General features: G+C 61.0%; 22 protein-coding genes, 1 tRNA gene and 1 pseudogene. 4 read left to right on the forward strand and 20 right to left on the reverse strand.

Annotation, left to right across the window (positions count from 1 at the left end; all coding sequences use genetic code 11):
* The first annotated feature begins 9 nt into the window (after window positions 1-9).
* Complete coding sequence (locus AC1DCM_RS01700; RefSeq protein ID WP_477517162.1) at window positions 10-276, forward strand: ArsR family transcriptional regulator; 267 nt, start codon at window positions 10-12, stop codon at window positions 274-276.
* Here AC1DCM_RS01700 and AC1DCM_RS01705 read toward each other — a convergent pair.
* The 6 genes from AC1DCM_RS01705 to AC1DCM_RS01730 all read right to left on the reverse strand — a co-directional run bounded on the left by AC1DCM_RS01705 (window position 245) and on the right by AC1DCM_RS01730 (window position 5,902).
* Window positions 245-1,462 carry an alpha/beta hydrolase gene (locus tag AC1DCM_RS01705; RefSeq protein WP_477517066.1) on the reverse strand — a complete coding sequence of 406 codons (1,218 nt, stop codon included), beginning with the start codon at window positions 1,460-1,462 and terminating at the stop codon, window positions 245-247. The genes AC1DCM_RS01700 and AC1DCM_RS01705 overlap by 32 nt on opposite strands.
* Complete coding sequence (locus AC1DCM_RS01710; RefSeq protein WP_477517067.1) at window positions 1,446-1,898, reverse strand: hypothetical protein; 453 nt, start codon at window positions 1,896-1,898, stop codon at window positions 1,446-1,448. The genes AC1DCM_RS01705 and AC1DCM_RS01710 overlap by 17 nt, the downstream gene beginning before the upstream one ends.
* Window positions 1,888-2,910: a hypothetical protein gene (locus AC1DCM_RS01715; protein WP_477517068.1), complete on the reverse strand. Its 1,023-nt coding sequence runs from the start codon at window positions 2,908-2,910 to the stop codon at window positions 1,888-1,890. Before AC1DCM_RS01715 ends, AC1DCM_RS01710 begins: the two co-directional genes overlap by 11 nt.
* Window positions 2,907-3,398 carry a hypothetical protein gene (locus AC1DCM_RS01720; RefSeq protein WP_141282090.1) on the reverse strand — a complete coding sequence of 164 codons (492 nt, stop codon included), beginning with the start codon at window positions 3,396-3,398 and terminating at the stop codon, window positions 2,907-2,909. The genes AC1DCM_RS01715 and AC1DCM_RS01720 overlap by 4 nt, the downstream gene beginning before the upstream one ends.
* A gap of 290 nt (window positions 3,399-3,688) precedes the next feature.
* Window positions 3,689-4,921, reverse strand: a complete 1,233-nt coding sequence (locus tag AC1DCM_RS01725) for a hypothetical protein (protein WP_477517069.1) — start codon at window positions 4,919-4,921, stop codon at window positions 3,689-3,691.
* 48 nt (window positions 4,922-4,969) lie between these two features.
* A complete protein-coding gene (locus AC1DCM_RS01730; RefSeq protein WP_477517070.1) occupies window positions 4,970-5,902 on the reverse strand; it encodes a TIGR02391 family protein in 933 nt (310 codons plus the stop codon).
* A gap of 374 nt (window positions 5,903-6,276) precedes the next feature.
* Here AC1DCM_RS01730 and AC1DCM_RS01735 point away from each other — a divergent pair, with 374 nt between their 5' ends.
* The gene (locus AC1DCM_RS01735) at window positions 6,277-6,540 is read left to right on the forward strand and encodes a hypothetical protein (RefSeq protein ID WP_477517071.1); all 264 of its coding nucleotides are present in this window, start codon (window positions 6,277-6,279) and stop codon (window positions 6,538-6,540) included.
* 22 nt (window positions 6,541-6,562) lie between these two features.
* Here AC1DCM_RS01735 and AC1DCM_RS01740 read toward each other — a convergent pair whose 3' ends face one another.
* Together AC1DCM_RS01740 and AC1DCM_RS01745 are read right to left on the reverse strand one after the other, a co-directional pair.
* Entirely contained in the window at window positions 6,563-7,693 is a 1,131-nt protein-coding gene (locus AC1DCM_RS01740) for a tyrosine-type recombinase/integrase (RefSeq protein WP_477517072.1), read from the reverse strand.
* An 86-nt stretch (window positions 7,694-7,779) separates the two neighbouring features.
* Window positions 7,780-7,861 (reverse strand) — tRNA-Leu (locus AC1DCM_RS01745).
* Between the two features lie 198 nt (window positions 7,862-8,059).
* Between AC1DCM_RS01745 and AC1DCM_RS01750 the strand changes: the two genes are divergently transcribed.
* Entirely contained in the window at window positions 8,060-8,665 is a 606-nt protein-coding gene (locus AC1DCM_RS01750) for an ANTAR domain-containing response regulator (protein ID WP_431119893.1), read from the forward strand.
* A gap of 145 nt (window positions 8,666-8,810) precedes the next feature.
* Here AC1DCM_RS01750 and pyk read toward each other — a convergent pair whose 3' ends face one another.
* The 11 genes from pyk to hisI form a co-directional block, all read right to left on the reverse strand.
* A complete protein-coding gene (gene pyk, locus AC1DCM_RS01755; RefSeq protein WP_431119891.1) occupies window positions 8,811-10,301 on the reverse strand; it encodes a pyruvate kinase in 1,491 nt (496 codons plus the stop codon).
* A 55-nt stretch (window positions 10,302-10,356) separates the two neighbouring features.
* Window positions 10,357-11,814, reverse strand: a complete 1,458-nt coding sequence (locus tag AC1DCM_RS01760) for a glutamate synthase subunit beta (protein WP_442003002.1) — start codon at window positions 11,812-11,814, stop codon at window positions 10,357-10,359.
* On the reverse strand, window positions 11,807-16,420 hold the full coding sequence (gene gltB, locus AC1DCM_RS01765) for a glutamate synthase large subunit (protein WP_477517073.1): 4,614 nt from the start codon (window positions 16,418-16,420) through the stop codon (window positions 11,807-11,809). The genes AC1DCM_RS01760 and gltB overlap by 8 nt, the downstream gene beginning before the upstream one ends.
* A gap of 260 nt (window positions 16,421-16,680) precedes the next feature.
* Window positions 16,681-17,835 carry a prolipoprotein diacylglyceryl transferase gene (lgt, locus tag AC1DCM_RS01770; protein WP_477517074.1) on the reverse strand — a complete coding sequence of 385 codons (1,155 nt, stop codon included), beginning with the start codon at window positions 17,833-17,835 and terminating at the stop codon, window positions 16,681-16,683.
* A gap of 22 nt (window positions 17,836-17,857) precedes the next feature.
* Complete coding sequence (trpA, locus tag AC1DCM_RS01775; protein WP_477517075.1) at window positions 17,858-18,670, reverse strand: tryptophan synthase subunit alpha; 813 nt, start codon at window positions 18,668-18,670, stop codon at window positions 17,858-17,860.
* Window positions 18,670-20,046, reverse strand: a complete 1,377-nt coding sequence (gene trpB, locus AC1DCM_RS01780) for a tryptophan synthase subunit beta (protein WP_477517163.1) — start codon at window positions 20,044-20,046, stop codon at window positions 18,670-18,672. The genes trpA and trpB overlap by 1 nt, the downstream gene beginning before the upstream one ends.
* Window positions 20,047-20,160: 114 nt before the next feature.
* A complete protein-coding gene (gene trpC, locus AC1DCM_RS01785; RefSeq protein WP_477517076.1) occupies window positions 20,161-20,979 on the reverse strand; it encodes an indole-3-glycerol phosphate synthase TrpC in 819 nt (272 codons plus the stop codon).
* A gap of 2 nt (window positions 20,980-20,981) precedes the next feature.
* A complete protein-coding gene (locus tag AC1DCM_RS01790) occupies window positions 20,982-21,254 on the reverse strand; it encodes an HGxxPAAW family protein (RefSeq protein ID WP_216923214.1) in 273 nt (90 codons plus the stop codon).
* 131 nt (window positions 21,255-21,385) lie between these two features.
* Window positions 21,386-21,988: a Trp biosynthesis-associated membrane protein gene (locus tag AC1DCM_RS01795; RefSeq protein WP_477517077.1), complete on the reverse strand. Its 603-nt coding sequence runs from the start codon at window positions 21,986-21,988 to the stop codon at window positions 21,386-21,388.
* Window positions 21,985-23,568 carry an anthranilate synthase component I gene (locus AC1DCM_RS01800; RefSeq protein ID WP_477517078.1) on the reverse strand — a complete coding sequence of 528 codons (1,584 nt, stop codon included), beginning with the start codon at window positions 23,566-23,568 and terminating at the stop codon, window positions 21,985-21,987. Before AC1DCM_RS01800 ends, AC1DCM_RS01795 begins: the two co-directional genes overlap by 4 nt.
* Window positions 23,569-23,625: 57 nt before the next feature.
* Window positions 23,626-24,042 (reverse strand): phosphoribosyl-AMP cyclohydrolase, encoded by a 417-nt coding sequence (gene hisI / locus AC1DCM_RS01805; protein WP_442016822.1) that lies wholly within the window; start codon window positions 24,040-24,042, stop codon window positions 23,626-23,628.
* A gap of 89 nt (window positions 24,043-24,131) precedes the next feature.
* On the opposite strand from hisI, the gene AC1DCM_RS01810 reads away from it, so the two are divergent.
* Complete coding sequence (locus AC1DCM_RS01810) at window positions 24,132-24,776, forward strand: TIGR03085 family metal-binding protein (protein ID WP_216923805.1); 645 nt, start codon at window positions 24,132-24,134, stop codon at window positions 24,774-24,776.
* A gap of 55 nt (window positions 24,777-24,831) precedes the next feature.
* On the opposite strand, the pseudogene hisF reads toward AC1DCM_RS01810, so the two are convergent.
* Window positions 24,832-25,494 (reverse strand): annotated as a pseudogene (gene hisF / locus AC1DCM_RS01815) (imidazole glycerol phosphate synthase subunit HisF); the annotation flags it as partial.
* Window positions 25,495-25,499 lie beyond the last annotated feature (5 nt).

Genomic DNA, 25,499 nt, shown 5'->3' on the forward strand with positions numbered 1-25,499 from the left:
TCCATCCTGATGAACCGAACACGGAGCCAAATCCTTCGCTTCCTCATCAGAAGTGGGCCATCAACCCTTGGCGTCTTGGCATCAGGAATTCACGCTTCCCGAGCGACGGTTCGGCGCCATCTCCTCGTCCTTGAGTCGGCTGGTTACGTTCAGGCCTTGGCCGACGAGCGTTACTCCGCTCACGCCTCACTCGTCGAGTGTCAACTCATTGACTTAGCGGCCCAGTACTCAGTGCAAATGCCTCCTACGACTGCGCTCCCGCTTGTTCCGGACTAGAGCCAGCCAGCCGGAGACCGTGAAGCCACTCCTCGACCGATCGCTCCCACTTTTCGGAGTCGACATTCCACTCCAGAGAGTGGCCCACAGATTCAAACTCCACCAATCTGACTAGGTCCGGCCTCAGACTGGCAGCTTTCTTGGATGCTTCGAAGGGTGTTGTATCGTCCCCCTCTCCATGGAGTACGAGGATCGGTTTGTTCAATTCAGTTGCTCGCGCCAGCCAGTCCAGGGAATCGAGGCAGATGGGTTCAGCAAGGCCGGTCACCCATCGGAGGGCCTTGGATCGAAGAATGCTGAAGCCCAGATGCACGAGTGGCCGAGGTAGTCCGGCCGCCTTGGCGTTCGCTGCCAGGGTCGTTCGCCAGTCGAAGACTGGTGCATCGAGAATCATCCCGGCTATTCGCGAGGAGTTCGGCGACAACGCCACTGTTTGAAGGGCGATAGCAGCGCCGAGTGACCATCCAAATAGGACTATGAGTTCAGCGCCATTGGAAATGGCGTAGTTGATGCCGGCCTCCACGTCGCGCCACTCAGTCTGGCCGAGACTGTAACGGCCATCGTACGACGGCGGTGCATCGCCGTCGTTGCGGAACGAGACAACCAGCGACGTCAGTCCTAGACGCCTTGCGACCGGTATGCCGCGAAGCGTGCCGGCTCTTTTACCGCCCATGCCATGGATGTGGACGGCCCATTCGCCGGATGGGTTGACGCCGGCTGGAGGATCGAATTTCCAAGCCGGGGCGACGCCATTCTCAACCGGAATCACAACGTCTTCGTACGGCAGGCCGAGTTGCTCTGGTTTCGAGTAGACGTACCCACTCCAGATACCTGCCTTGGCTTGTTCAAGGTCCCCCGAGTCCACTCGCTCAACTACCCGGACTACTGAGTTTCGGTCAGGGTGGGAGCCAACGACCGGTCCGAGGCATGCGTGGCCCGCCCCCTGCTCAAACCACAGACTGTATCGTCCCGGCGCTCTCGTTTGTTCCGTAGCGGGGAGTTCGATCTCTAGGGATCCGTCCCCGTTGGCGTGCACTGCCCGAACTTCCAGACCCTCACGACGGCTGTGTTTTGGCACTACAACCTGACGAGCGAAGTACGCTGCGCCGGCCACGCCTGCAAGCACCGCCCCTGATGCAGCAAGAACGGCAACCTCTAAAGCCCTAGGACTAATTGCTGTCGGCATCGTCCACCCCTTGGGCCCTCCTGCGTTCGTCGATCACTGCGCGGAGTCTCACCAGGGTATCCGGAGAGATCCCGTGCAACTGACGAGCGGCGAAGTTCCGCACACGTGACTCACGCAGGGTACGAAGAAGTTCCAGCTGAGCGTCTACAAGCTTTGGTACCTCGCCGGCATCGTCCAAGAGGTAGTCACGATCCACTCCAAAGAATTCCGCAAGGTTACGAAGCAGCATGGGATCGGTCGCCAACGAGCTGTCCCCGCTACGCATGTAGGCCCAGCGGGAGCGGGAAAGCGGCGTTCCACGCTGACTCATATGCCGATTGATCTCGGGGTATGTCAACGCCTCCGATCCCTCGGCCTCGTAGAGGTCAAGTAGGAGATTGAGTTTTCGTGCCAATCTGGTCTGTGGGGTCTCGAAGGAACTGGCATCATCCGTCATATCGCCGACTCCCCTTCCGTCGACGAACTGCAACTTGGCGCACGATCGGTCCCGCCAGGTAGTTCTCAGCTGCGTTCAAGACATTGAGGTCATGGATGTCCAAGGAGCTGCCTAACCCGGGCTCTACTAACAGTGCGTCCTGCACTTCAACAAGCATCCTATGGAGTCTTTGGGCATGGTCCTGATGGCTGATCATTTCGGTGTCTCGCACGAGTCGAACGTTTTGCCGTTTCTTTGTTGTGTTCTCCCAGATTTTCGTGAGGTCGCTAACCAGCTCCGCCTCGGTCGCGGATTGATTACGGCGGAGAATTCGACGCGCCACGGGTGGGATGGCCAGACCTACGCACAGGAAAGTCATGGCGGCAACGACCGCCGCATCATAAATGGGCGAGATCGCACGCATAGCATCCAGGCGTCCATGCAAATGCAGAACATCCATGGCCAGCACGAGCAGCACAAGGAGAACGGCAAAACTACAACCAACCCCGATACTCGTAAATGCCATGCGGAAGTAGGGCCTCAACATGTCGCCGCGAAATCGGAAACAGGTAACACCCGCAACGCTAACCACGTAGCCGATGTAAACAAACTGGATCGATGAGTAGAGGGCAGCGGGCCACTGACCACCGTAATCCACCATGAAACGAGTGGAACTGCCTTCGGTAACGACGGCGCTGAAGCTGGCTGCAAGGCACACAATTACCGTGGCCAAGAGAACTAGGCCAGCAGTGTCTCGTCTCTCGACCGTTTCGTCCGGTTTAGCCGCCCGGATGATAGCTGTCGAGAGAAAGTAGATGCCCACGACCATAGATATGTTGGACAACAGGTCCACAAAGTTACGACCGCCCAGGACAGCATCAAAGCCCAAGTAGACCTGATCTATGTTGAGCGTCAGTGCGACTGCAATCGTGATGGCGGCCGTCAGCACGCTGTGATCGCGCCGTCTCCTGAAACCAAGCAACAGGCAAACGACGAGTAGCCAAATCATAGCTGCGGCCACTGTCTGGATCATTCGAAGACCTTCTCGAACGATCGCGGCTCCCTGGCACTGTTCCGTATTGCTGCCGCGAAGAGATCTGCCAGCGATTCCGCAGCGGCTTCCAAGTCGTCAGTGAAGCTGCTCCTGGCCAACACACGAGATACCAGGCCGGTCGGAAGGTTCGGGAAGAGGACCCCTATGTAGTCGGCCGGCACCACAAGTTCGTCATGCCTCAAGACCATGTGCCCCAGCTCGTGAAGGACAAACTGTTGACGGTGGAGTCCGGATGGGCTGATGGCATGCAAGATGATCTCGACATCATCCGTGGACAGCCACAAACCGCAGACTGATCCACCATTCAGTGCTCCGGCAGCTTCAATTTCTATGGGCCGATGCCGGACACCCTCAACCACTTCAACGAGGCGTTCCAGGTTCAAATGAGTAGGAAGCGCTAACGAATCGAAGGCACTCGCTGCGCGTTCCGCCGGCGATTGTCCTGAGGGATATGGGTCGTTGGTCATGACATCCCCAGTGATGCGTTTCCCCTCGGTTCGTGTTGACGTGCGCAAATTGCTGCGCCAGCCGACGAACCCTGTAATTCAATTGAACGCCCGCGCTCTGGACATGTCCAGAGCGGCAAAACGACCTACGCCCCCGAGCTTCGCTGCAGGTGTCGGCATAGGGTTCAGTCAGCACCGCCGAATATCGCGAACATACTTCCAGAAGGCAATTCGGGATGCGCAGCTGCTGTCGTCGGGGCCTCGAAATGTAGTCGCCGCCTCAGTAGCTACCCTCCGCTCAGTTCCTGTTTTCAGAGCGGATAATCCTTAGCCTCGGGCCATGTTTCCTTCCACTCCCGATTCTGAGGGTGGCTCGATAGCCACTGACGGATGTTTATTAGGACTTCATTGACATCGTGCAGGAGGTCCTTCTGCTTTCGTACGAAGGTTTGGTCGGTCACGTTGGTTCGAAGAGCGTGGGCCGGCTTTTGCCGAGCCGCTCGAACTTGGCGTAACGGCCTCAACGCCCACTTGGCAGACTCTGGCGCTACGTGCTTCATCGTCATGAACAACTCAAACCGGCCAAGGGTGCCCAAAGGGTCCCCTTTCTCGTTCGTCCGTGGAACCTTGGCCTTATCAAGCGCTCCGCCATCAATGTTGTCTGACAAGAGCTTGTCGAACGAGTGAATGAAATGGTCCCATTCGCGTTGGTCTGCTCTGAGGATCCAGCCGAAGTCGTCAGGAAGTTCGTGCGACCTGAATAGACGGATGCCCCATACGTTTTCGAACAAGTCGCCAATAGCTTTCAGTTCCTGGGCGAGTCGGGCGAACGGGCCCATGCCGTCCGGCCAGTGACCCATTTGTGACGCGTACCAAACTGGGTGGGGATCAACCCCTTTCTTGGCAACCTGGAAACTCGCCCATCGCTGTTGGTGCTCTGGTGTGAGGTCGTCCAAGTCCCCGTAGAATGCGGCCACGCGTCGAATGATCGGCGAATCCGAGGCCTGTGGGTCGTACTGGCGCATATCGTAGGCAAAGCCGAGATGCAGGAGACCAACCCTGTCTTTCTTCGGCTGGTCTCTGTCTTCGAACGCCTCGTCCGACAGTCCAAAATTAATACCAAAGTCCCCCATGCCGAACCTGAACCGGGCATCGTTTCGGTAACCCTCGAGCACGTCCGCGCTGAAGAACGCCAGTTCGAGCGTGGATCGGCCACGAGCCATTGCCTTAGAAAAGGGAGCATTTTCGAACTTCCCGGGCAATTTCGTCTTTTTTAGTGCTTTTGCCTTGGGATAAAGACAGACCCCGTAATCGTCTTCGGAGAGTTCCCGGAGCTCCTCGATTTGCTCAGCCACCGTCCTTCGCGAAGGCCAGGGACGTATGTGAATATTCAGGTAGTCACTCGGGCCCACGACTTCGACCATGCCGGCCTCAGCCAGTTCGACCGCTCCATCGATCTCTTCGGTTGTGTTCCGAGAAGTACTGACGTGGAGTCCGTTGAAGTCCCGGGATTCCAGATATCGCCGTTTGACCTTCTTCAGCATTCCTCTCGCAGATGCGGAAAGGTCCTCTCCTCCTGTTGGCATCTCGCGCTAGCCGTCTTCTCGCGTCGTTACTCGGTTGGATTCGTCTGCGGGCGCAGGCACCTCCGGCGGGACCGCAGCGGAAGTCACGCCATCGACAGACACGACCACGCACCGGTCCAAAAACTTTGCAAGAATACTGAGCGTCGCTAACTGTTCGAGCCCGTCCTGCTCGGTGAAGTCTGCGGAGACGTGCGTCGCTGGGTTTCGTATCACCATGTTTACACCGGGAGCGAAGCTAAGCAGACCGGACTGCATCGTCTTGACGTCCTGGTCATCAACATCCCCGGGCCAGCGCAGCCGAGGCTTACCTTCCTGGGGATCCGCGGCTGCGAAGGCCTGCTGCCATAGAGACGTGTCACTCGCGTTGTTCCGACCAATGAGCTGCTTCATCTGGCCGCTGACGGCCTCCGCAGAAGCTGCAACCGCTTGACGAAGATGACCGTCGTTCCAAAGACGCTGGGCCGCTGCCCACACGAGAGGATGGAGAAGCGATGGCTCGATGTTCGGAGACGACAGAGCGGCGGCTTTAGCCTGCAGGCCCTCTAAACGACCGGCGGCCTGAAGGCAGCAACTTCGGACCACACCAGCATCCAGCAGCGGCTTCGGTTCGAGCATTCGCTGCCAATTCACGAAGGGGTCCAGGACGCCGGCTCCCTGGACGGTCATCCTGACCTGAGTGACATTGCTGAGATCCATGAGAGCTCCAGCGAGGTGGTTCAGCTGATCAGTGAGCGCCCGCACACGTGCTTTGTCAGCACCGTCCTTCGGCAGCACAGCAGGTGCCATGCCCATGGCGATGCCTCCAAAGCCCGTGTTCTCCACGTGATGTGTCATGAACTCGTCGAACGTGCTCGAGAATTTATCAAGTCGATCCCCCAGAAACTCCAAGTAGTCGCTGTTCGTCCGGCTCTCCATCACTCCCCCTAATTCAGTAAGCATCCGCTGCTCCAGTCACGTCATCGTGGCCGAACACAACGTCAAGTCTGCCGGATACGTGCCCGTTTTCAGAACTGTTGAATCGCCGTGCCGTAAGACGACGACCATGCGGGCATCGCTGCTTCCCGCCTCAACACCCATCGCCAGTCTTCCCATGGTTGGACAGGTTCACGTCAATATCAGGGCGATATTAAGAGGACACTGCCTTGGAGGGCGCCAGCCACCATATTTCTGTGGTGTTCACAAGGCAGAGCCATAATCTGACGCAAAGGGTCCGGGGTTGTCCTCTTCGCGAAGGTAGATTTTGTTAGTCATGTCCTTCACGTTCAAATGCTCCATGAAAACTTCACATTGGATTTCACCTTGGACGGATAGACATGGACCTGGAATTCTTTGAGCCTGCGGAAGCAGCAAGTCTCATGCGATGCAGCGAGGGATGGCTGCGTGACGGCGCAGCCGCGGGACGCTTCCCTCACGCGTGCTGGGGCAAGGGAAAGATCGTCTTTACGTCAGAGCACATCGCAGAGATAGCCAGGCTAAGTGAGATCCTGCCCGGCACACACCGGGCGGCCGCCGCAAGCGGCGACACAACCAGCACCCGGCTCATCGGAACAAGGGCCCGCAATCGCCTCGTTTCCTGAGCACGAACAAACCACGGCATCTCTACCGCATAAACGCAGCCACCGAGCGCTCCGTCGCATCCGCCCCAGCCTGCAGAGCTTCCGGCATGAGGTGCCCATAGACGCCCTCTGTAGTCCTGGTCGAGGCGTGCCCCAACCGACGCGAGATCGTGAAGATAGGGACGCCGTCCTGAATTAGCCAGGAAGCATGCGTGTGCCGTAGATCGTGAATGCGCGGGTTCTTTCGCAAGCCGCGCTCCTGCGCAGCTATGACCGCGGGCATCCAGTAGTGGTGCCAGTACAGCTTGTGAACAATCCGCTCACCTTTGGGTGTTGTGAAAAGCAGGTCACCACCAAGGCGGCCGGCCACCAACGGAATCAACAGGTCCACCAGGGCAGGGTTCAACCCGATGGTCCTCTTGCCAGCGCCTGTCTTCGTCGGACCGATATAGAACTGGTTCTGCCCGTCCCGTTTCCACGCCTTGTTGATCCGGGCAGTGGCCGGTTTTCCCAGGAGATCGATGTCCGCGACGGTGAGCGCCGTCGCTTCACCAAAGCGCGTCCCGGTCATGACTAGGAAGTTCGTGAAATCCCGGTAACGCTCCCCCATGCCCTCCATGATCAACCCGAACTCAGCATGGGTGAGGAACATCATTTCGTCCTCGGCCTTTTCAACGCTGGGCAACTGCACGCCGCGGCAAGGATTGCGGGTGATGTACCCCAGCATCTCCGCAGTGTTCATCGAAGCAGAGATCAGCCCGTGCACGTTCTTGATCGTCTTCGGTGAGCGGCCCTTGGCCATCATCGACTTAACCCAGTAGGCGATCATCCGGTAATCCAATTTGTCGACAGGGACGTGCCCGATGACCTTCTTCACATGAAGATCAAGCATTGTCTGATACGTCTTGACGGTCCCGCTCGACGGCCGGATCAGGAGGTCGATGTGCTCCTGAATGACGTCGCCAACCGTGGGTATCTTCGCCCTGTTGTCCAGAAGCGCCTGCTGGGCGACCTCGAATGATTGGCCGTTCGCATCGAGTAACCGCTTCAGCGTTTCAGCCTCATGCGCGGAGTCGACAGTGATGCCCTGCTGCTTCCGGATCTTGGGGTCGCGCCAGACCACCATGAAGGACGAAGAGCCGTCCTTTTTGACGCGTTTCCGGATACTAGCCACATAAAAATGCTAGTTCCGTGTCAACAGATTTGGGGGTTTTGTCAACAGTCAGGGGCCATATAGGCCCCTGACCTGCGACATTACTGTGCCCGAGGTGGGACTCGAACCCACACACCTTTCGATACCGCATTTTGAGTGCGGCGCGTCTGCCAATTCCGCCACTCGGGCGCGGATTACCGGGAAGTTAATTCTCGCTGACTGCTCTCATGGCTGTGAGCAACGCGATCCTTTCCCAGCACGCGAAACTACTCTACATGCAGATAGGCTGTTTTTCAGAACTGGGCGCGCGAGTGCAACAAAATCATGTGCCGCAGCGGTCCACACTAAGATGGACTAGAACCCGCCGAACCTTTTCAAGGAGATCCCGTGACCGAACAGACGGAGTCCACACCCGCAGCCCAACTGGCCCGACGCGTCGTCGTTGCCGAGGATGAGACCCTCATCCGCTTGGACATTATTGAGATCCTGAAGGGCGAAGGGTACGACGTCGTCGGCGAGGCAGACAACGGCGAGAAGGCCGTACAGTTGGCCGAAGAGCTGAAGCCGGACCTTGTCCTCATGGATGTGAAGATGCCCGTCATGGATGGCATCTCGGCGGCAGAGAAGATCGTCAAGGCCCGCATCGCCCCCGTTGTCCTGTTGACTGCTTTCAGCCAGAAGGAACTCGTGGAGCGTGCCCGCGACGCCGGCGCCATGGCTTACGTTGTGAAGCCGTTTACGCCCGCTGACCTCATCCCCGCCATTGAGATCGCTCTGTCCCGCCACGAGGAGATCAAGGCCCTCGAAAACGAGGTTTCCGATCTCCAGGAGCAGTTCGCCACCCGCAAGCTCGTAGAGCGCGCCAAGAGCCTCCTGACCACCAAGATGGGACTTACGGAGCCGGAGGCTTTCCGCTGGATCCAGAAGACGTCCATGGACCGTCGCCTGAGCATGCGTGAGGTTGCTGAAACGATCATCAACCAGGTCAACTAGCACCAAGCAGTCAACGACGGCGGCCGGTCACCTCATCGAAAGGTGGCCGGCCGCCGTCGTACCCACCCAAGCCAGGAAACAGCAAAGCGGGCCCCACGAACAAAAAGTTGGCAGGACCCGCTTCACTCAAGCCTGAGCCAGGAACCTAGGCCCTGGTCTTGCTTTTCTTTTCAGGCCACGGGCCAACGGGCTCCTTGCGCGACGCGTCCACGGAGGACGTGTCGGCGAGGTCGCCCACCTTGTGGACCTTCAGCGAGTTCGTGGAACCGGCCTGTCCGGGAGGGGAACCGGCAGCGATGACCACCAGGTCACCTTCCTCGACGATCTTCATGTCCAGGAGGCTGCGGTCAACCTGTGCGGTCATTTCGTCGGTGTGGCCAACGGTGGGGACCAGTACCGGCTGGATGCCCCAGGTGAGGGCGAGCTGGTTCCAGACGTGTTCAACCGGCGTGAAAGCGAAGACCGGCTTGACCGGGCGCAGACGCGAGAGGCGACGTGCCGAGTCACCGGACTGGGTGAACGTACAGATGTACTTTGCGTCCAGTTGGTCGGCGATTTCGACGGCGGCACGGGTGATGGCGCCACCGCGGGTCTTGGGCTTGGTGCCCAGCGGGGGGACGCGCTCGAGGCCGTGCTCTTCGGTGGACTCGATGATCCGGGCCATGACCTTGACGGTTTCGATCGGGTACTGACCCACTGAGGTTTCGCCGGACAGCATGACTGCGTCGGCGCCGTCGAGAACTGCGTTTGCGCAGTCAGAAGCCTCGGCACGCGTCGGACGCGGGTTGTCGATCATGGATTCCAGGACCTGAGTTGCCACGATGACCGGCTTGGCCCAGCGGCGTGCCAGTTCAATGGCGCGCTTCTGGACGATCGGCACCTCTTCGAGCGGGAGCTCAACACCGAGGTCACCACGGGCAACCATGATGGCGTCGAACGCATCGATGATTTCGTGGAGCTGGTCCACGGCCTGGGGCTTTTCGATCTTGGCGATCACCGGAACGCGGCGGCCTTCTTCGTCCATGATTTCGTGGACGCGCTTGATGTCGGAGGCATCCCGGACGAAGGACAAGGCAACCAGGTCCACGCCACGCTTGAGGGCCCAACGGAGGTCGTCCTCGTCCTTTTCGCTCAGTGCGGGGACGTTGACGGCAACACCGGGCAGGTTGATGCCCTTGTTGTTGGACACCTTGCCACCGACCGTAACGGTGGCGACAACCTTGACGTCGTCAACTTCGATGGCGCGAAGGGCAACCTTGCCGTCGTCGATCAACAGGGCGTCGCCCACGTTGACGTCTTCGGTGAGGCTCTTAAGCGTAGTGGAGCAGATGTCCTTGGTGCCGGGGACGTCTTCGGTGGTGATGGTGAAGATGTCGCCAACAGCCAGCTCGTGCGGGCCGTCAACAAAGCGGCCAAGACGGATCTTGGGACCCTGGAGGTCAGCCATGATGGCCACGGGCTTGTGCAGTTGCGCCGCAGCCTTGCGGACATTCTCGTAGGTGATGTCATGCACGGAGTAGTCGCCGTGGCTCATGTTCATGCGGGCAACGTCAACGCCGGCTTCCAGCACTGCAAGAGTGTTGTCATAGCTGGAGATTGCCGGACCGAAAGTTGCCACAATTTTCGCGCGTCTCATATACCTACCCTAAGTAGTGTGCTGCTGATTGAGTTAAAGATCATTCCTGCCGGCGCTATAAGACCGCGATTGCCCGGTCGGTGGGGGCGACCGGTGCCGGAAGGATTGTGCTTCCCATGAGGAACTTGTCCACTGCTGCCGCACACGCACGGCCTTCGGCAATGGCCCACACAATCAGGGACTGGCCACGTCCGGCGTCGCCGGCAACAAACACACCCTCGGTGTTCGTCATGTAGTAGCCGTCGCGGGCTACGTTGCCCCGACCGTCGAATTCTGCACTGACCTGCTCGGTGATACCGGCCGGTTCAGCACCGGTGAAGCCGAGGCTCAGGAAGACGAGGTCAGCAGGAATGATCCGCTCCGTCCCGGCCTTCGGGAGGCGCTTGCCATCCACGAACTCCGTCTCGGCAACCTTGACCCCGGTGAGTTTGCCGTTCTCGCCAACAAACTCCACGGTGGAGGCCAGGTACGTACGCTCGCCACCTTCTTCGTGGGCGCTGGCGACCTCGAAGAGCGTGGGGAACGTCGGCCACGGYTGGTGACCTGCACGCTCAAGAGGCGGCTGCTTGCCGATCGCCAGCGTGGTAACAGAAGCCGCCTGGTGACGGTGCGCTGTACCGATGCAGTCCGCGCCGGTATCGCCGCCACCAAGGATGACCACATGCTTGCCACGGGCATCGATGTGATTTTCCGGGCTCTCCCCCGCTACTACGCGGTTGGAAGGAACCAGGTAATCCATGGCAAAGTGAACACCTTCAAGGTCACGGCCCGGAATCGGCAGATCGCGCGGGACGGTTGCACCGGTAGCAATCACGACGGCGTCGTAACGACGGCGCAGCTGTTCCCAGGTCACGTCCGTACCGACTGCGACGCCGGTGCGGAAGCGGGTGCCTTCGGCCTTCATCTGCTCCAGGCGGCGGTCAACCTGTTCCTTCTCCATTTTGAAATCCGGGATGCCGTAGCGAAGCAGGCCGCCGATCTTGTCGTCGCGCTCGTACACGGCGACTGTGTGACCAACGCGGGTCAGCTGCTGTGCAACTGCGAGGCCTGCAGGACCGGACCCCACCACGGCAACCGTCTTGCCAGTGAGGCGCGTCGGCGGAAGGGGGTGGACCCAGTCGTTGTCGAAGGCTTCGTCAATGATGGAAACCTCAACCTGCTTGATGGTCACGGCAGGCTGGTTGATACCCAGCACGCAGGACGCTTCGCAGGGTGCCGGGCACAGACGGCCGGTGAACTCCGGGAAGTTGTTCGTGGCGTGAAGGCGTTCAATCGCTTCCTCACCCTTGTCCCGCCACACGAGGTCGTTCCACTCGGGAATGAGGTTGCCCAGCGGGCAGCCCTGGTGGCAGAACGGTACGCCACAGTCCATGCAGCGGCCTGCCTGGCTCTTCAGGACACCCTTTTCCTGGGCTTCATACACTTCTTTCCAGTCCATGATGCGGACCGGAACGGGACGGCGTGGCTGCGTCTCGCGCTGCCGGACTTTCAGAAATCCGCGTGGATCAGCCACCGGTTACCTCCAGGATTCGAGACCATACTTCTTCGCCGTCGGGGTCAAGGCCCTCTTCGATGGCGTCGAGACGGGTTTGCAGGACTGCGGCGTAGTCGCGCGGCAGTACTTTGGTGATGCGGGCGGCGGTGTCGTCGAAGTTCTCGAGCAGACGGCCGGCCAGGACGGATTCGGTTTCCTCGGCGTGCTTGGTGAGCAGGCCGTGGACGATGTCGCGGTCCTCGGCGTCCAGCTCAAGGAGCTGAAGTTCACCGGAGTCCAGCGCATCCTTGTTGACGCGCTCGTGCTGCAGGTCCAGCACGTAAGCAGTACCACCGGACATGCCGGCACCGAAGTTGCGTCCGGTACGGCCAATGATCAGTGTTTGGCCACCGGTCATGTACTCGCATCCGTGATCGCCAATACCTTCGACGACGGCGGTCGCACCCGAGTTACGCACCAGGAAGCGTTCACCAACCTGGCCGCGCAGGAACATCTCGCCACTCGTTGCGCCGTAGCCGATGACGTTTCCCGCAATGACGTTGCGCTCTGCCTGGAACACGTTGGTGCGGTCCGGGCGGACGATGATACGTCCGCCTGAGAGGCCCTTGCCCACGTAGTCGTTGGAGTCTCCGTACATGCGCAGCGTGATGCCGGCAGGCAGGAAGGCGCCAAGTGACTGGCCGGCGGTGCCGTTGAGCGTGATGTCGATGGTGTCCGTCGCCAGCACATCGGTGCCGAACGTCTTGGTCACCACATGGCCGAGCATCGTGCCCACGGAACGGTCCGTGTTGATGACGTCCAGGGTGATCTTGACGGGCATGCGGTCACTGAGCGCTTCGGCGGCCATGGTGATGAGCCGCTGGTCGAAGTGCTTGTCCAGCTCGTGGTTCTGCGTGGTCATGTTGCGCAGCGGCACGTCGTCGTCAAACTCAAGACCGTGCAGGATCGGATCCAGGTCCAGGCCTTCGGCCTTCCAGTGGTCGATCGCTTCGCGGGTGTCCAGTACTTCAGCGTGGCCGATCGCCTCTTCGAGGCTGCGGAAACCGAGCTCTGCCAGGATTTCGCGGACTTCTTCCGCGAGGAACTCGAAGAAGTTGACCACGAACTCAGGCTTGCCGTTGAACCTCGAACGCAGTTCCGGGTTCTGGGTAGCAACACCAACGGGGCAAGTGTCCAAGTGGCAAACGCGCATCATGATGCAGCCGGAGACAACCAGCGGGGCCGTTGCGAAACCGAACTCTTCGCCACCCAGCAGGGCGGCAATGACAACGTCACGGCCGGTCTTGAGCTGGCCGTCCACCTGGACCACTACGCGGTCGCGGAGGCCATTGAGCATGAGGGTTTGCTGGGTCTCGGCCAGGCCAAGTTCCCACGGCACGCCTGCATGCTTCAGCGAGTTCAGCGGCGAGGCGCCGGTACCGCCGTCGTGACCTGAAACAAGCACGACGTCGGCCTTCGCCTTGGTCACGCCGGAGGCCACAGTGCCGATCCCGACTTCCGAAACCAACTTCACGTGTACACGGGCCGAAGGGTTGGCGCGCTTGGCATCGTAGATGAGCTGCGCGAGGTCTTCGATCGAGTAGATGTCGTGGTGCGGAGGCGGGGAAATGAGTCCGACACCGGGCGTCGAGTGGCGCGTGCGGGCTACCCAGGGGTAGACCTTCTGGGCCATCAACTGGCCACCCTCGCCGGGTTTGGCGCCCTGTGCCATCTTGATTTGGATGTCGTCAGCGTTGGTCAGGTACAGGCTGGTGACACCGAAGCGGCCGGAAGCAATCTGCTTGATGGCAGAGCGGCGCTCCGGATCCAGCAGACGGTCAACGTCTTCGCCACCTTCACCCGTATTGGACTTGGCGCCCAAACGGTTCATGGCGATGGCAAGAGTCTCGTGGGCTTCCTTGGAGATGGAGCCGTAGCTCATGGCGCCGGTGGAGAAACGCTTGACGATGCTGGAGACTGACTCCACTTCCTCAAGCGGCACGGCCGGGCGGACGTCACTCTTGAACTTGAGCAACCCACGCAGGGTCATCAGGTTCTCGGACTGATCGTCAACGCCCTTGGTGTAGGCCTTGAAGATGTCGTAGCGGCGTTCGCGGGTGGCGTGCTGCAGGCGGAACACCGTCTCCGGGTTGAAGAGGTGCGGTTCGCCGTCGCGGCGCCACTGGTATTCGCCGCCGCCGAGCAACGGCTGGTGCGGGTGCTCGATGCCACCCTCCGGGTACGCCATCTGGTGGCGTGCCGAAACTTCCGCGGCAATGACGTCCAGGCCCACGCCACCCAGCTGGGAGTGCGTACCCGAGAAGAATTCGTCAACGAGCTCCTGCGACAGGCCCAGTGCCTCAAAGGTCTGGGCGCCGGTGTACGAAGCAACGGTGGAGATGCCCATCTTGGACATGATCTTCAGGACACCCTTGCCGAGTCCCTTGATGAGGTTGTAAACGCCGTCTTCCGGAGTCACGCCCTCGACGTCGCCGTTGGAGATCAACTGTTCAACCGATTCCATGGCGAGGTACGGGTTCACTGCCGATGCGCCGTAGCCAATAAGCACGGCAACGTGGTGCGTCTCGCGGACGTCGCCGGCCTCAACCACGAGTGCCGTCTTGGTGCGGTTGGCACTGCGGAGCAAGTGGTGGTGGACAGCGCTGACCAGCAGGAGCGACGGAATAGGTGCCCACTGCGCGTTCGAGTCGCGGTCGGACAGCACAACGTACTGCACGCCACGGTTGATCGCGCCGGAAACCTGCTCGCAGATCTCTGTCAGACGGGCACGCAGTGCCGCTTCCCCACCCTCCGGGCGGTAAAGGCCACGTACCTTCATGGCGATGCGATCGCCGTCGGCGTTTTCGATGTTCGAGATCTTGGCGAGTTGATCGTTGTTGATCACGGGGAACGGCAGGGAGATCTGCGGTTGGCGGACCTGCTTGCCATCCAAAAGGTTGCCGTTGGGTCCGATGGCGCACTTCAGTGACGTGACCAGCTCTTCGCGGATGGCGTCCAGCGGCGGGTTGGTGACCTGGGCGAAGGACTGCACGAAGTAGTCGAACAGCAAGCGCGGACGCTTGGACAGTACGGCAACCGGGGTATCGGAACCCATGGCACCCAGGGGCTCAGCGCCCGTGCGGGACATGGGGCCGAGCAGGATCTTCAGTTCTTCAGTGGTGTAACCGAAGGTCCGCTGGCGGATGTTAACCGATGCAGCGGTGTGGCGTACGTGCTCGCGCTCGGGGAGCTCGTTGATGTCGATCAGGTTGTCCTTGAGCCATTCGGCCCACGGGTTGGCTGCAGCGACCTCGGCCTTGACCTCGGCGTCGTCGATGATGCGGCCGGCCTCGGTGTCCACCAGGAACATCTTGCCAGGGGCAACGCGACCCTTCTTGACCACGTTGGAAGGCTCGACCTCGATGACGCCCACTTCCGAGGCGAAAATGATCAGGCCGTCTTCAGTGATCCAGTAGCGTCCGGGACGCAGGCCATTACGGTCCAGCGTTGCGCCCACGAGGTTGCCGTCAGTGAAGGACACAGCGGCGGGACCATCCCACGGCTCCATGAGCAGTGAGTGGTACTCGTAGAAGGCGCGGCGGGCCGGATCCATGGTGGCGTGGTTCTCCCACGCTTCCGGGATCATCATCATGATCGAGTGCGTGATCGGGCGGCCGGAGAGCCAAAGGAGCTCGGCTACTTCGTCGAAGGAAGCAGAGTCCGAGGCACCCGGGGTGCAGATCGGGTACAGCTCTTCGGGGGTGTCGCCCAGCAGCGGGCTTGCCAACTGGGACTGGCGGGCACGCATCCAGTTGCGGTTGCCCTTGACCGTGTTGATTTCGCCGTTGTGGGCGATGGTGCGGAACGGCTGCGCCAGAGGCCACGACGGGAACGTGTTCGTGGAAAAGCGTGAGTGGACAATGGCCAGCTTCGTCTTGAAGCGCTGATCCGAAAGGTCGGGGTAGAACGGCTCCAACTGGGCTGTCGTCAGCATGCCCTTGTACACAATGGTGCGCGAGGACAGCGACGGGAAGTAGACGCCGTACTTGTTCTGGGCCCGCTTGCGGATTCGCCAGGCGCGGGAGTCAAGTTCGTTGCGTTCAAGCTGCTCGCCGGTAGCGGATGCAAAGAAGGGCTGCGAGAAGTACGGCATACAGGCCCGTGCCATGGCGCCCACGAGGTCTGCGACCACGGGAACTTCACGCCAGCCAAGGACCGTGAGGCCCTCATCCGCTGCAAGAGCTTCGATACCGGCCTTGGCCGTAGCTGCTTCGCGCGATTCAGCAGGAAGGAAGGCGGTACCCACCACATACTGGCCCGGACCGGGCAGTTCGAATTCTGTGACGGCCCGGAAGAACTCGTCCGGAACCTGCATGAGCAGGCCCGCACCGTCGCCAGTACCTTCATCGGCGCCCACGGCGCCGCGGTGTTCGAGATTGCGGAGGGCAGTCAGAGCCGCTTCCACGATGTCGTATCCCGGTTCCCCGCGGAGCGTGGCGATAATTGCCAGGCCGCAGGCGTCCTTCTCCTTGTCCGGGTTGTAAAGACCCCGGGCCTCCGGAAGCGCAGCAAAGCGCTTGAATGGAGACATGGCACCCTGCGGTTCGATATTTTCGGACCAACCGGGGTTATGAAGATGGGTCATGGGAGACGTCCTTCCTCGTGATCGTGCGTATGGAAGGGACAACGTTGGCCCCACCTTGCATGCCCTTGTGATGGGCACAACAAAGCGCTAGTTATTGGAATTGTAGGCCAGCCAATCAAACGCAACTAACAGTTACGCAGACCACTGGCCCCGGCTTGACCAGTGAACATCGGTATGCTGCGATCCGGTTTCCGGGGTGCCACGACGCTGTGGACTGGGCCCTACGAGCGGTGACTCTGTTGCCCCTTTGCCGGAAGCGACTACTTGGTGTCGTCAGCTTCCAGCGAGGATCCGGGGGCCTTCCTTGCGGCAGTCGCAGCAGATTCCGATTCCGCCTTGGACGTTGTGTCCTTTGCGGAATCTCCTGCTGCATCCTGCGGCTCGTCAACGTGGCCCGGATCGCTTTGGTTATCTGGGAGATTACCACGGGAACCACTATCCGAGACAGATGGGTCCACATCATGACTGGTGACGCTCGTCACGGAAGCCTCATCTTTGGACGGCGTCGCTTCAGGTTCCCGGCCCGGTAAATAAGGGGTATCCGGCTGCGGCCGTCCTCCCCTGCCCAGAACAAGGAAGATAACCAGCGCCGCAATGAAGACGAAGATACTCGTCCATACATTCAGCCTGGTGGTGATCCCGAAGAGGCTGATTTGCTCGGCGTCGTCAATCCTGAGGGCTTCGATCCACACACGGCCAAGCGTGTAATACATTGCGTAGAGCCAGAACAGGCGTCCGCGGCGGAAGTGGAACTTCCGGTCCAGCAGGAGCAGAATGGCGACCCCCAGAATGTTCCACAGGAATTCATAGAGGAACGTCGGGTGGAAGAGCGTGTCTGCGGGCATACCCGCTGGAAAGTTGGCGTTGGCAGGGTCAATCTGGAGTCCCCACGGCAACGTGGTGGGGGCGCCGAAGAGTTCCTGGTTGAACCAGTTGCCCCAACGGCCGATCGCCTGGGCAAGCAGCAAACCGGGAGCCGCAGCATCCAGGAACGCCGTGAGCTTGACACCTGCCCGACGGCAACCGATCCAGGCACCCACGGCGCCAAGCAGCACGGCACCCCAAATACCGAGGCCGCCCCGCTGTATCTGCGGAATCAGGGAGAGGTCACCTGTGCCGTCGAAGCCAGGACCAAAGTAAGCGTCCGGCGACGAAAACACGTGGTAGAGGCGGCCACCGATGATGCCGAAGGGAATCGCCCAAATAGCGATATCCCACAGGCTGCCTTCCGGGGCTCCGCGGCGCTTCCAACGGGCAGACGTCAGCCAGAGGCCGATGATGATGCCCGCCAGGATACAGAGGGCGTAAGCGTGGATACGCAGCGTCCCCCACGGCAGCGGAATGTCGAAACCGGACCACGATGGGCTCGGGATGCTCAGTGGAACCATTGCCGCTGCGTGGAGGACGGTCTGCATTGGGCTTCGCTGTTTCCTTTTCCTAGGCGTCTGCAGCTGCGCGGCCCAAGCCGGCGCTGAGGTTCTTGGTGAGTTGGCCGACGGCGTCAACGCCGCCGTCGCGGAGGGCCGCCACGAGCGCGGTGCCGACGATCACGCCGTCCGCGTAGGCAGCTATCTCGCGTACATGATCCGGGTTGGAAACACCAAGGCCAACGCAAACGCGTTCCGCGCCAGCAGCATGGGCGCGTGCCACGACGTTTTCGGCGGTGCTGCTGACGGACTGGCGCGTGCCGGTCACGCCCATGATGGAGACGGCATACACAAAGCCACGGCTCGCCTTGACAGTCATATCCATGCGTTCCGGCGTTGACGACGGAGCCACCAGGAAGACCCTGTCCAGTCCGTACTTGTCCGAGGCTGCGAACCATTCACTGGCTTCATCCGGAATAAGGTCCGGAGTAATCAGGCCTGCTCCCCCGGCTTCAGTCAGACGGCGGGAAAACTCATCCACACCCATCCGCATAACCGGGTTCCAGTAGGTCATCACCAACACGGCGGCGTCAGTAGCGGCAGTAATCCCCGCAACGACGTCGAAGACATTGGCGACGCGGAAACCGTTGTTGATCGCTTCCGTGGTTGCAGCCTGGATTACAGGTCCGTCCATCACTGGATCGGAGTAGGGAATACCGATCTCGATGAGGTCCGCACCGTTCCGTGCCAGGGCAATGCCTGCCTCGATGCTGTCCTGGACAGTGGGGTAGCCCGCCGGAAGGTATCCGACAAGGGCTGCCCGGCCTTCAGCCTTGGCACGGTCGATGGCGGCAGCAGATTTGCTGGCGAATTGTTCAGTCATCAGTTCTGGTCCTCGTTTACGTCCACGGCTGCTTCGGAGGTGCGCTCTGCAGGACCTTTGGGCTTACGGGTAGACAGGGTGGTGCCCTTGACGTGACCTTCTTCGTCCAACATGTTGAACCATGCGGCTGCGGTTTCCACGTCCTTGTCCCCGCGACCGGACAGGTTCACGATGACGGAGATCTGGGACGGGTCCTCTTTGCCATCGGTGAGGCGCTTGCCCACCTTGATGGCACCGGCAAGCGCGTGCGCAGACTCGATAGCTGGGATGATCCCCTCGGTCCGGCACAGGAGGCTGAAGGCGTCCATGGCTTCGGTGTCAGTGATGGGCTCGTACGTCACGCGTCCAATGTCCGCGAGGTACGAGTGCTCGGGTCCCACGCTGGGGTAGTCCAGTCCGGCAGAGATCGAGTGGGATTCGATGGTCTGGCCGTCTTCGTCCTGCATCAGGTAGGAACGGGCACCGTGCAGCACACCGGGACGTCCCAGGGAGATTGCTGCAGCGTGACGCCCGGTCTCTACGCCGTCGCCACCTGCCTCAAAGCCGTAGATCTTCACGGATGCGTCGTCCAGGAAGCTGTGGAACAGGCCGATGGCATTGGAGCCACCACCGATGCAGGCACAGATGGCATCGGGCAGCTTGCCAGTCTGGTCCAGGATCTGGGCGCGGGCTTCCTCGCCGATAACTTCGTGGAAGAAACGAACCATGGCGGGGAATGGGTGAGCTCCGGCCGCGGTACCCAGCAGGTAGTGGGTGTTCTCCACGTTTGAAACCCAATCCCGCAGGGCGTCGTTGATGGCGTCCTTGAGGGTCTGCGAACCATTGGTCACGGGAACCACAGTGGCGCCGAGCAGTTGCATGCGTGCCACGTTTAGGGCCTGACGGCGGCAGTCCTCGGCACCCATGTAGACAACACACTCAAGGCCCAGGAGGGCGGCTGCCGTCGCGCTGGCAACGCCGTGCTGGCCTGCGCCGGTTTCGGCAATGACCCGGGTCTTGCCCATGCGCTTGGCCAGGAGGGCTTGCCCCAGGACGTTGTTGATCTTGTGCGAACCGGTGTGGTTGAGGTCCTCACGCTTAAGGAAAATCCTCGCGCCACCAGCGTGCTTGGAGAAGCGCTTGGCCTCAGTGAGCAGTGACGGACGCCCGGAGTAGTTCTTGTTGAGGTCCTTCAACTCCGCGAGGAACTCAGGATCGGCCTTGGCTTTTTCGAACGTGTCCTGGACTTCGTCGAGTGCGGCGATAAGTGACTCGGGCATCCAACGGCCACCGTAGTTACCGAAGTACGGCCCGCTCGCGTTGCGCAGCGAAGTGCCACCTTGCAGGAATGCGTCGGCCGCATTCTCTTCCGAGCTGGCTGTTGGCGCGTCCACCATCAGTCTCACCGTCCTGTTCGAAGTTAGTTCATCGGGTAGTTCCACGTGCCACAAGGCAGCCGCAGGCTCATGCCCGGGCTGCCTCATGGCTGTCGCCTTGTTTCAGGTACTGCCTCAGTTCCTGACGGCGATGGCAGCAGCTCCAGCTGCCTTGAATTCTGTGATGCGTTCGCGCGGGGTTGAGTCGCTGACCAGCGCCTCCCCCACCAAGATGGCATTGGCACCGCTCGCAGCATAGTGTGTGACGTCCTCGGCCGTCCGCACGCCGGACTCCGCCACAATCACTGCCTCAGCCGGAATCAAACCGGCCAGTGAACCGAAAACTGAACGGTCGACGTCGAGCGTCTTCAGGTTGCGGACGTTGATGCCGATGATCTTGGCCTGCGCAGCGACGGCGCGCTCAATTTCCTCTTCGGTATGCGTTTCCACGAGCACGTTCATGCCAAGCTCATGGCTGAGGGCGCTGAAGTGAGCCAGCTCCGAGTCGGACAAGGCCGCAACGATCAGCAGAATAAAGTCCGCACCGTGGGCGCGGGCTTCCCAGATCTGGTACTCGTCCACCGTGAAGTCCTTGCGCAGCAAGGGAATATCGACGGCGGCACGTACGGCATCGAGATCTGCCAGCGATCCGCCGAAACGTCGCTTCTCGGTGAGGACGCTGATAACGGAAGCTCCGCCATGTTCGTACTGCACCGCGAGCGAGGCGGGGTCGTCGATGGGTGCGAGATCGCCCTTGGAGGGGCTCCGACGCTTGATCTCAGCGATGACCTTGAGATCCTCGCGGTTCGAGGAAGGACCACCCAGGGCAGCCCAAGCGTCACGCGCGGGAACTGCACCTGCAACGCGGTCCTTCAGCTCAACGAGGGACACAAGCCGGCGGCGGGCCTCCATGTCCTCCTTGACGCCGACGATGATGTCGTCAAGAACGGTCACGATTAGTGGCCGTTGTTCTGCAGCTTGCTGCCACCCACTCCGTAGCCGGCCTTGCGCATGGCCCAGCCCACGATGAGGCCGGCCACCATGACCACGACACCGCCGATGAAGATGGGGGTGCTGGCAATGACGAAAGCAATGGAGGAAATCAGGGCGCCGACCAGCATCACAATCACGCAGGTCCAGGCAGCCGGGCTGTTACCGTGGCCGATGGCATCAGCGTGGCTGGCCATGGTGGAGGTAGCTTGGTTTGCGGACACTGTGGTTTTGCTCATGTGGAATCTCCTCAGGATGAATACTGCTTACATTCTGCCATTTATTGACGGCGGCCGGGACATCGTCCGACGTCAGGACCGGCCCCGGCGCTTATGTTGCGCCATACCGGCCCGAAAGAGTGCTGGACGGCCTAGGTTGGGTCTTCGCCGCGGGAAAGACTGTCCCAGCTGTCGATCTCGTCCACTGGTCCGTTACCGCGTTCCCTAACAGCAGCGGCATCGTACTTGGTCCGGGATTTCCAATACCGTCCCGCCAGCGGCAAGACCACTGCACAGACGGCAAGCAGGGCACCGGCCACGATTGCCAGCACGGGGAAGACCGTTGTGGCCACGCTCGCCTGACCTCCCGAGATGCCGGTTGCCGCAGCGATGGAACCCTGGGCTGCCCCGAGAGGATCGGACAGGACCGTGGCGGCTGCGAGGATAATCCCAGCAGCAGACAGAGCAAGGAGGGCCGCGATGATCCAGCGGGCGATCCGCCCCGCAATGGAAGCGGCCAACCCACCGGCGAGGGCTACGAGTGCCAGTGCGGTAACGGCCGTGGCTGCCTTGCTGCCTTGAACGTGGAGGTCGCTGTTGGAGGCAGCTGTCGGATCAAGACGGACCTCGATCCAGGTCTGCGTGGTAGTTCCAAAGACAGCGAGTGCCAGGAGTGCCGTTGCAAGAACAAGAGTTGACTTCCGCGCCCAACGCGGCGATGTGGTCGCCGTCGGCCCCTGTGCTTCAGCGGTCATGAGCCGGGCGTCCCGCCGTCGACGATTCCTGCTTCGGGAACGGTCTCCGCAGAAATATTTTGCAACGAACCCGCCGTGTGCACGGCCCGAAGCGGCGCAGCAGCCTTGTTCACGGTTTCAAGGGCTTCCGACGGCTTGTGTGAATCAGCAACAATCCCGCCGCCGGCCTGCACGTAGGCCCGGCCTTCCCGCAGCAACGCAGAACGGATGGCAATCGCCATGTCCATGTCACCGGCAAAGTCCAGGTAACCCACAACGCCACCGTAGATACCACGGCGGTGCGGTTCGAGTTCGTCCAGTAGGCGCAGGGCCCGTGGTTTCGGGGCACCGGAAAGGGTACCTGCGGGGAACGTTGCCTTGAGGACGTCGTAGGCCTTGGCATGCGGAGCCAACTCCCCCACCACAGTGGACACCAAGTGCATGATGTGGCTGAAACGCTCCACCTCCATGAACTGGGTGACGTCAACCGTGCCGGCAACGCAGACCTTTGAGAGGTCGTTACGTGAAAGGTCAACCAGCATGAGGTGCTCTGCACGCTCCTTCTGGTCGGCCAAAAGTTCCGTGGCCAGGGCTTTGTCAGCTTCAACAGTCTTGCCACGGGGACGCGATCCGGCGATGGGGTGCGTAATGACTTCGCCGCCGGTTACCGTCACCAACGCTTCCGGCGAGGAACCCACGATCGAATACTCGCGGCCGTCAGCATCTTCGAGGCTGAAGATGTACATGTACGGGCTCGGGTTGGTGTTGCGCAGTACGCGGTAAACGTCCAGCGGGTCGGCCTTGCACTCCATCTCGAAGCGGCGCGAAATGACCACCTGGAAGACCTCGCCATCAACGATCGCTTCCTTGCCGCGATCGATAGCTTCCAAGTACTTGGCCTCGTCCCAGCGTTCTTGCACGCTCGACGCGAAATCCAGTGCGGCCGGCTCCAGCACCGAGACCGGCTGGGCAACAGGTGTACTGACCTGGTCCAGCAGCGCTTTAACCCGCGCCACGGCGTCGTGCCAGGCGTCATCCACACGCTCGGAACTGTTGTCGAAGTTGATCGCGTTGGCGATCAGGAGGACTGTGCCGTCCACGTTGTCGTGCACTGCCATGTCGGTGACCAGGTTCAGGGCCATCTCGGGCAGCTGGAGGTCGTCTTCCGGCGGTGCCGTCAGCTTCTCCCAATGGCGCACGGCTTCCCAGCCCAGGAAACCAACGAGGCCGGAAGTAAAGGGTGGCAGCCCTTCAAAACGGTCCGTTTCCAGGGCGGCGATGGTGTCACGGACTGCTTCCACCGGGTTGCCAGTCACGGGAACGCCGACGGGCGGCTCGCCAATCCAGTGTGCCTGGCCGTCCTTCGTGGTCAGCGTGGCCCGGGACTTGGCACCAATGAAGGAATAGCGCGACCAGGCACCGCCAACGGCAGCCGACTCAAGGAGGAACGTTCCGGGCTGGCCCTTGGCGAGCTTACGGTACAGCCCGATGGGGGTCTCGGCGTCGGCGAGGACTTTGAGTCGGACAGGGATGACACGGCTGTGGACGGCGAGTTCGCGGAACTCTTCCAGGCCCGGGCTGATGATTCCAAGGTCCTGCATGGCTATTGTTCTCCGCCTTTGGTCTTAGGTGGTGCGTCAGGGAAACTAGGGGGTGCCTTAATCGCGGTGGCCCGTTACGACCGAAAAGTCGCGCCCGTCGAAGCAGGTCCGGGTACCGGTGTGGCAGGCTGCGCCGATCTGGTCCACGCGGACCAGGAGGGCGTCACCGTCGCAGTCAAGGGCGACTGACTTCACGAACTGAACGTGTCCGGAAGTGTCGCCCTTGCGCCAGTATTCCTGGCGGGAGCGCGAGTAGAACGTCACGCGTCCCGTGGTCATAGTGCGACGGAGTGCCTCGTCATCCATCCAGCCCAGCATGAGGACCTCATGGGTATCGTGCTGCTGGATGATGGCGGCTACCAGGCCTGCGGAGTCGCGCTTAAGGGCGCTGGCGATCTCCTGCGGCAGGGCGTCCGCGGGGTCGCTGGAGAGCTCCACGGCAGGAGTTGGACTGGGGGCGGACTGCTCTGACATCAGATCAAGTCTAGTGCCTTTGATGGGAGCCGGATTCTGCGGCGGTTCCACTGCGCAACCTTGCCCTGATCGTGCTAGTTTCACAAGTGATGCATTTCGTCGATCCTTCCCGAGAAGTACTGGCCGAAACCCTGTTGGCGGCCGGACCTGACTCCCCCACGCTCTGCCAAGGGTGGCTCACCCGGGACCTTGCGGCGCACCTCTACCTGCGCGAGCGTAAAGCTGCCGTGGGCATTGGCCTCCTGATCCCCAGCCTCGGTAAGGCTTCGGACAAAGCAACGGCCAAACTTGCTGCAAAGCTGAAGACCACTGACGACTACGCGGAGCTCGTCAAGACGTTCCGCGCAGGACCGCCAGCTCTTTCACCGTTGAAGATCAAGGCACTGGACGAAACGTCTAATCTCATCGAATATTTCGTCCACACTGAGGACATCCGCCGCGCGGGTGACCGTTGGGCGCCCCGGGCCCTCGACGAAGCGTACTCTGACGCCCTGTGGGATGAACTCATCAAGCGGGCCGCTTTCCTTTACCGCGGCGTGGACCTCGGCATCGTTCTGGTGCGGCCCTCCGGCCCCCGCCATGTGGCCAAGCGCGCTCCGGTGTCGGTAGCGATTGTGGGCGAACCCGGCGAATTGCTCATGCATGCGCACGGCCGCACCAGCCAGGCGCTGGTCACCTTCGAAGGCCAGCCGGACGCCGTCGCGCTTTTGCAAACCGCAGACATCGGCCTCTAAGACAAACAACGCGGGGTCACTTTTGGCCCATCATCCTTGCGGAGATGGGCCAAAAGGCTGGAGGGAAATGCGCAGGCTTCCCGGCACCACCGGAGGCGATGATCGGAATGTTGACCGCCCCACGGACAAGGCGGATCAGTTCAAGGTCGAATCCGTCCTTGGTGCCGTCGGCGTCGATCGAGTTCAAAAGGATTTCTCCCACACCCCGGTCCGCGGCTTCCTTGGCCCAGGCGATGGCGTCGATTCCTGTCCCGGTCCGGCCGCCGTGTGTGGTGACTTCAAAACCGGACGACGTCGGGGCGTCGCCTTCGCGGGTACGGCGCGCATCCACGGAGAGCACCAGGACCTGCGAGCCGAAGTGGCGGGTGATTTCGTCGATGACCTCAGGCCGGGCCACGGCAGCGGTGTTGATCGATGCCTTGTCTGCACCGAAGCGCAGGAGTTTATCCACCTCCGCCACGCCACGGACGCCGCCGCCCACAGTCAGCGGGATGAAGACTTCCTCGGCGGTGCGGCGAACGACGTCGAACGTGGTTTCGCGGTTGCCCGATGATGCCGTGACGTCGAGGAACGTGAGTTCATCGGCGCCGCCATTGTCGTAGCGATGCGCCAGTTCCACGGGGTCTCCGGCGTCCCTCAGGCCTTCGAAGTTGACGCCTTTGACCACTCGGCCGGCATCGACGTCGAGGCAGGGAATGACGCGTACGGCTACAGCCATATGCT

It is taken from the genome of Paenarthrobacter sp. 10N417 (assembly GCF_056394745.1).

What these genes read in the sequence shown, in the direction of transcription:
- AC1DCM_RS01705 (WP_477517066.1), bottom strand. Translation starts at nt 1,462, where the DNA reads ATGCCGACAGCAATTAGTCCTAGGGCTTTAGAGGTTGCCGTTCTTGCT.
- lgt (WP_477517074.1), bottom strand. Translation starts at nt 17,835, where the DNA reads ATGCAGACCGTCCTCCACGCAGCGGCAATGGTTCCACTGAGCATCCCG.
- AC1DCM_RS01725 (WP_477517069.1), bottom strand. Translation starts at nt 4,921, where the DNA reads ATGCTGAAGAAGGTCAAACGGCGATATCTGGAATCCCGGGACTTCAAC.
- gltB (WP_477517073.1), bottom strand. Translation starts at nt 16,420, where the DNA reads ATGACCCATCTTCATAACCCCGGTTGGTCCGAAAATATCGAACCGCAG.
- AC1DCM_RS01730 (WP_477517070.1), bottom strand. Translation starts at nt 5,902, where the DNA reads ATGCTTACTGAATTAGGGGGAGTGATGGAGAGCCGGACGAACAGCGAC.
- trpB (WP_477517163.1), bottom strand. Translation starts at nt 20,046, where the DNA reads ATGGTGGACGCGCCAACAGCCAGCTCGGAAGAGAATGCGGCCGACGCA.
- AC1DCM_RS01795 (WP_477517077.1), bottom strand. Translation starts at nt 21,988, where the DNA reads ATGACCGCTGAAGCACAGGGGCCGACGGCGACCACATCGCCGCGTTGG.
- hisI (WP_442016822.1), bottom strand. Translation starts at nt 24,042, where the DNA reads ATGTCAGAGCAGTCCGCCCCCAGTCCAACTCCTGCCGTGGAGCTCTCC.
- trpA (WP_477517075.1), bottom strand. Translation starts at nt 18,670, where the DNA reads ATGACTGAACAATTCGCCAGCAAATCTGCTGCCGCCATCGACCGTGCC.
- AC1DCM_RS01720 (WP_141282090.1), bottom strand. Translation starts at nt 3,398, where the DNA reads ATGACCAACGACCCATATCCCTCAGGACAATCGCCGGCGGAACGCGCA.
- pyk (WP_431119891.1), bottom strand. Translation starts at nt 10,301, where the DNA reads ATGAGACGCGCGAAAATTGTGGCAACTTTCGGTCCGGCAATCTCCAGC.
- AC1DCM_RS01790 (WP_216923214.1), bottom strand. Translation starts at nt 21,254, where the DNA reads ATGAGCAAAACCACAGTGTCCGCAAACCAAGCTACCTCCACCATGGCC.
- AC1DCM_RS01735 (WP_477517071.1), top strand. Translation starts at nt 6,277, where the DNA reads ATGGACCTGGAATTCTTTGAGCCTGCGGAAGCAGCAAGTCTCATGCGA.
- AC1DCM_RS01700 (WP_477517162.1), top strand. Translation starts at nt 10, where the DNA reads ATGAACCGAACACGGAGCCAAATCCTTCGCTTCCTCATCAGAAGTGGG.
- AC1DCM_RS01715 (WP_477517068.1), bottom strand. Translation starts at nt 2,910, where the DNA reads ATGATCCAGACAGTGGCCGCAGCTATGATTTGGCTACTCGTCGTTTGC.
- AC1DCM_RS01800 (WP_477517078.1), bottom strand. Translation starts at nt 23,568, where the DNA reads ATGCAGGACCTTGGAATCATCAGCCCGGGCCTGGAAGAGTTCCGCGAA.
- AC1DCM_RS01810 (WP_216923805.1), top strand. Translation starts at nt 24,132, where the DNA reads ATGCATTTCGTCGATCCTTCCCGAGAAGTACTGGCCGAAACCCTGTTG.
- AC1DCM_RS01710 (WP_477517067.1), bottom strand. Translation starts at nt 1,898, where the DNA reads ATGACGGATGATGCCAGTTCCTTCGAGACCCCACAGACCAGATTGGCA.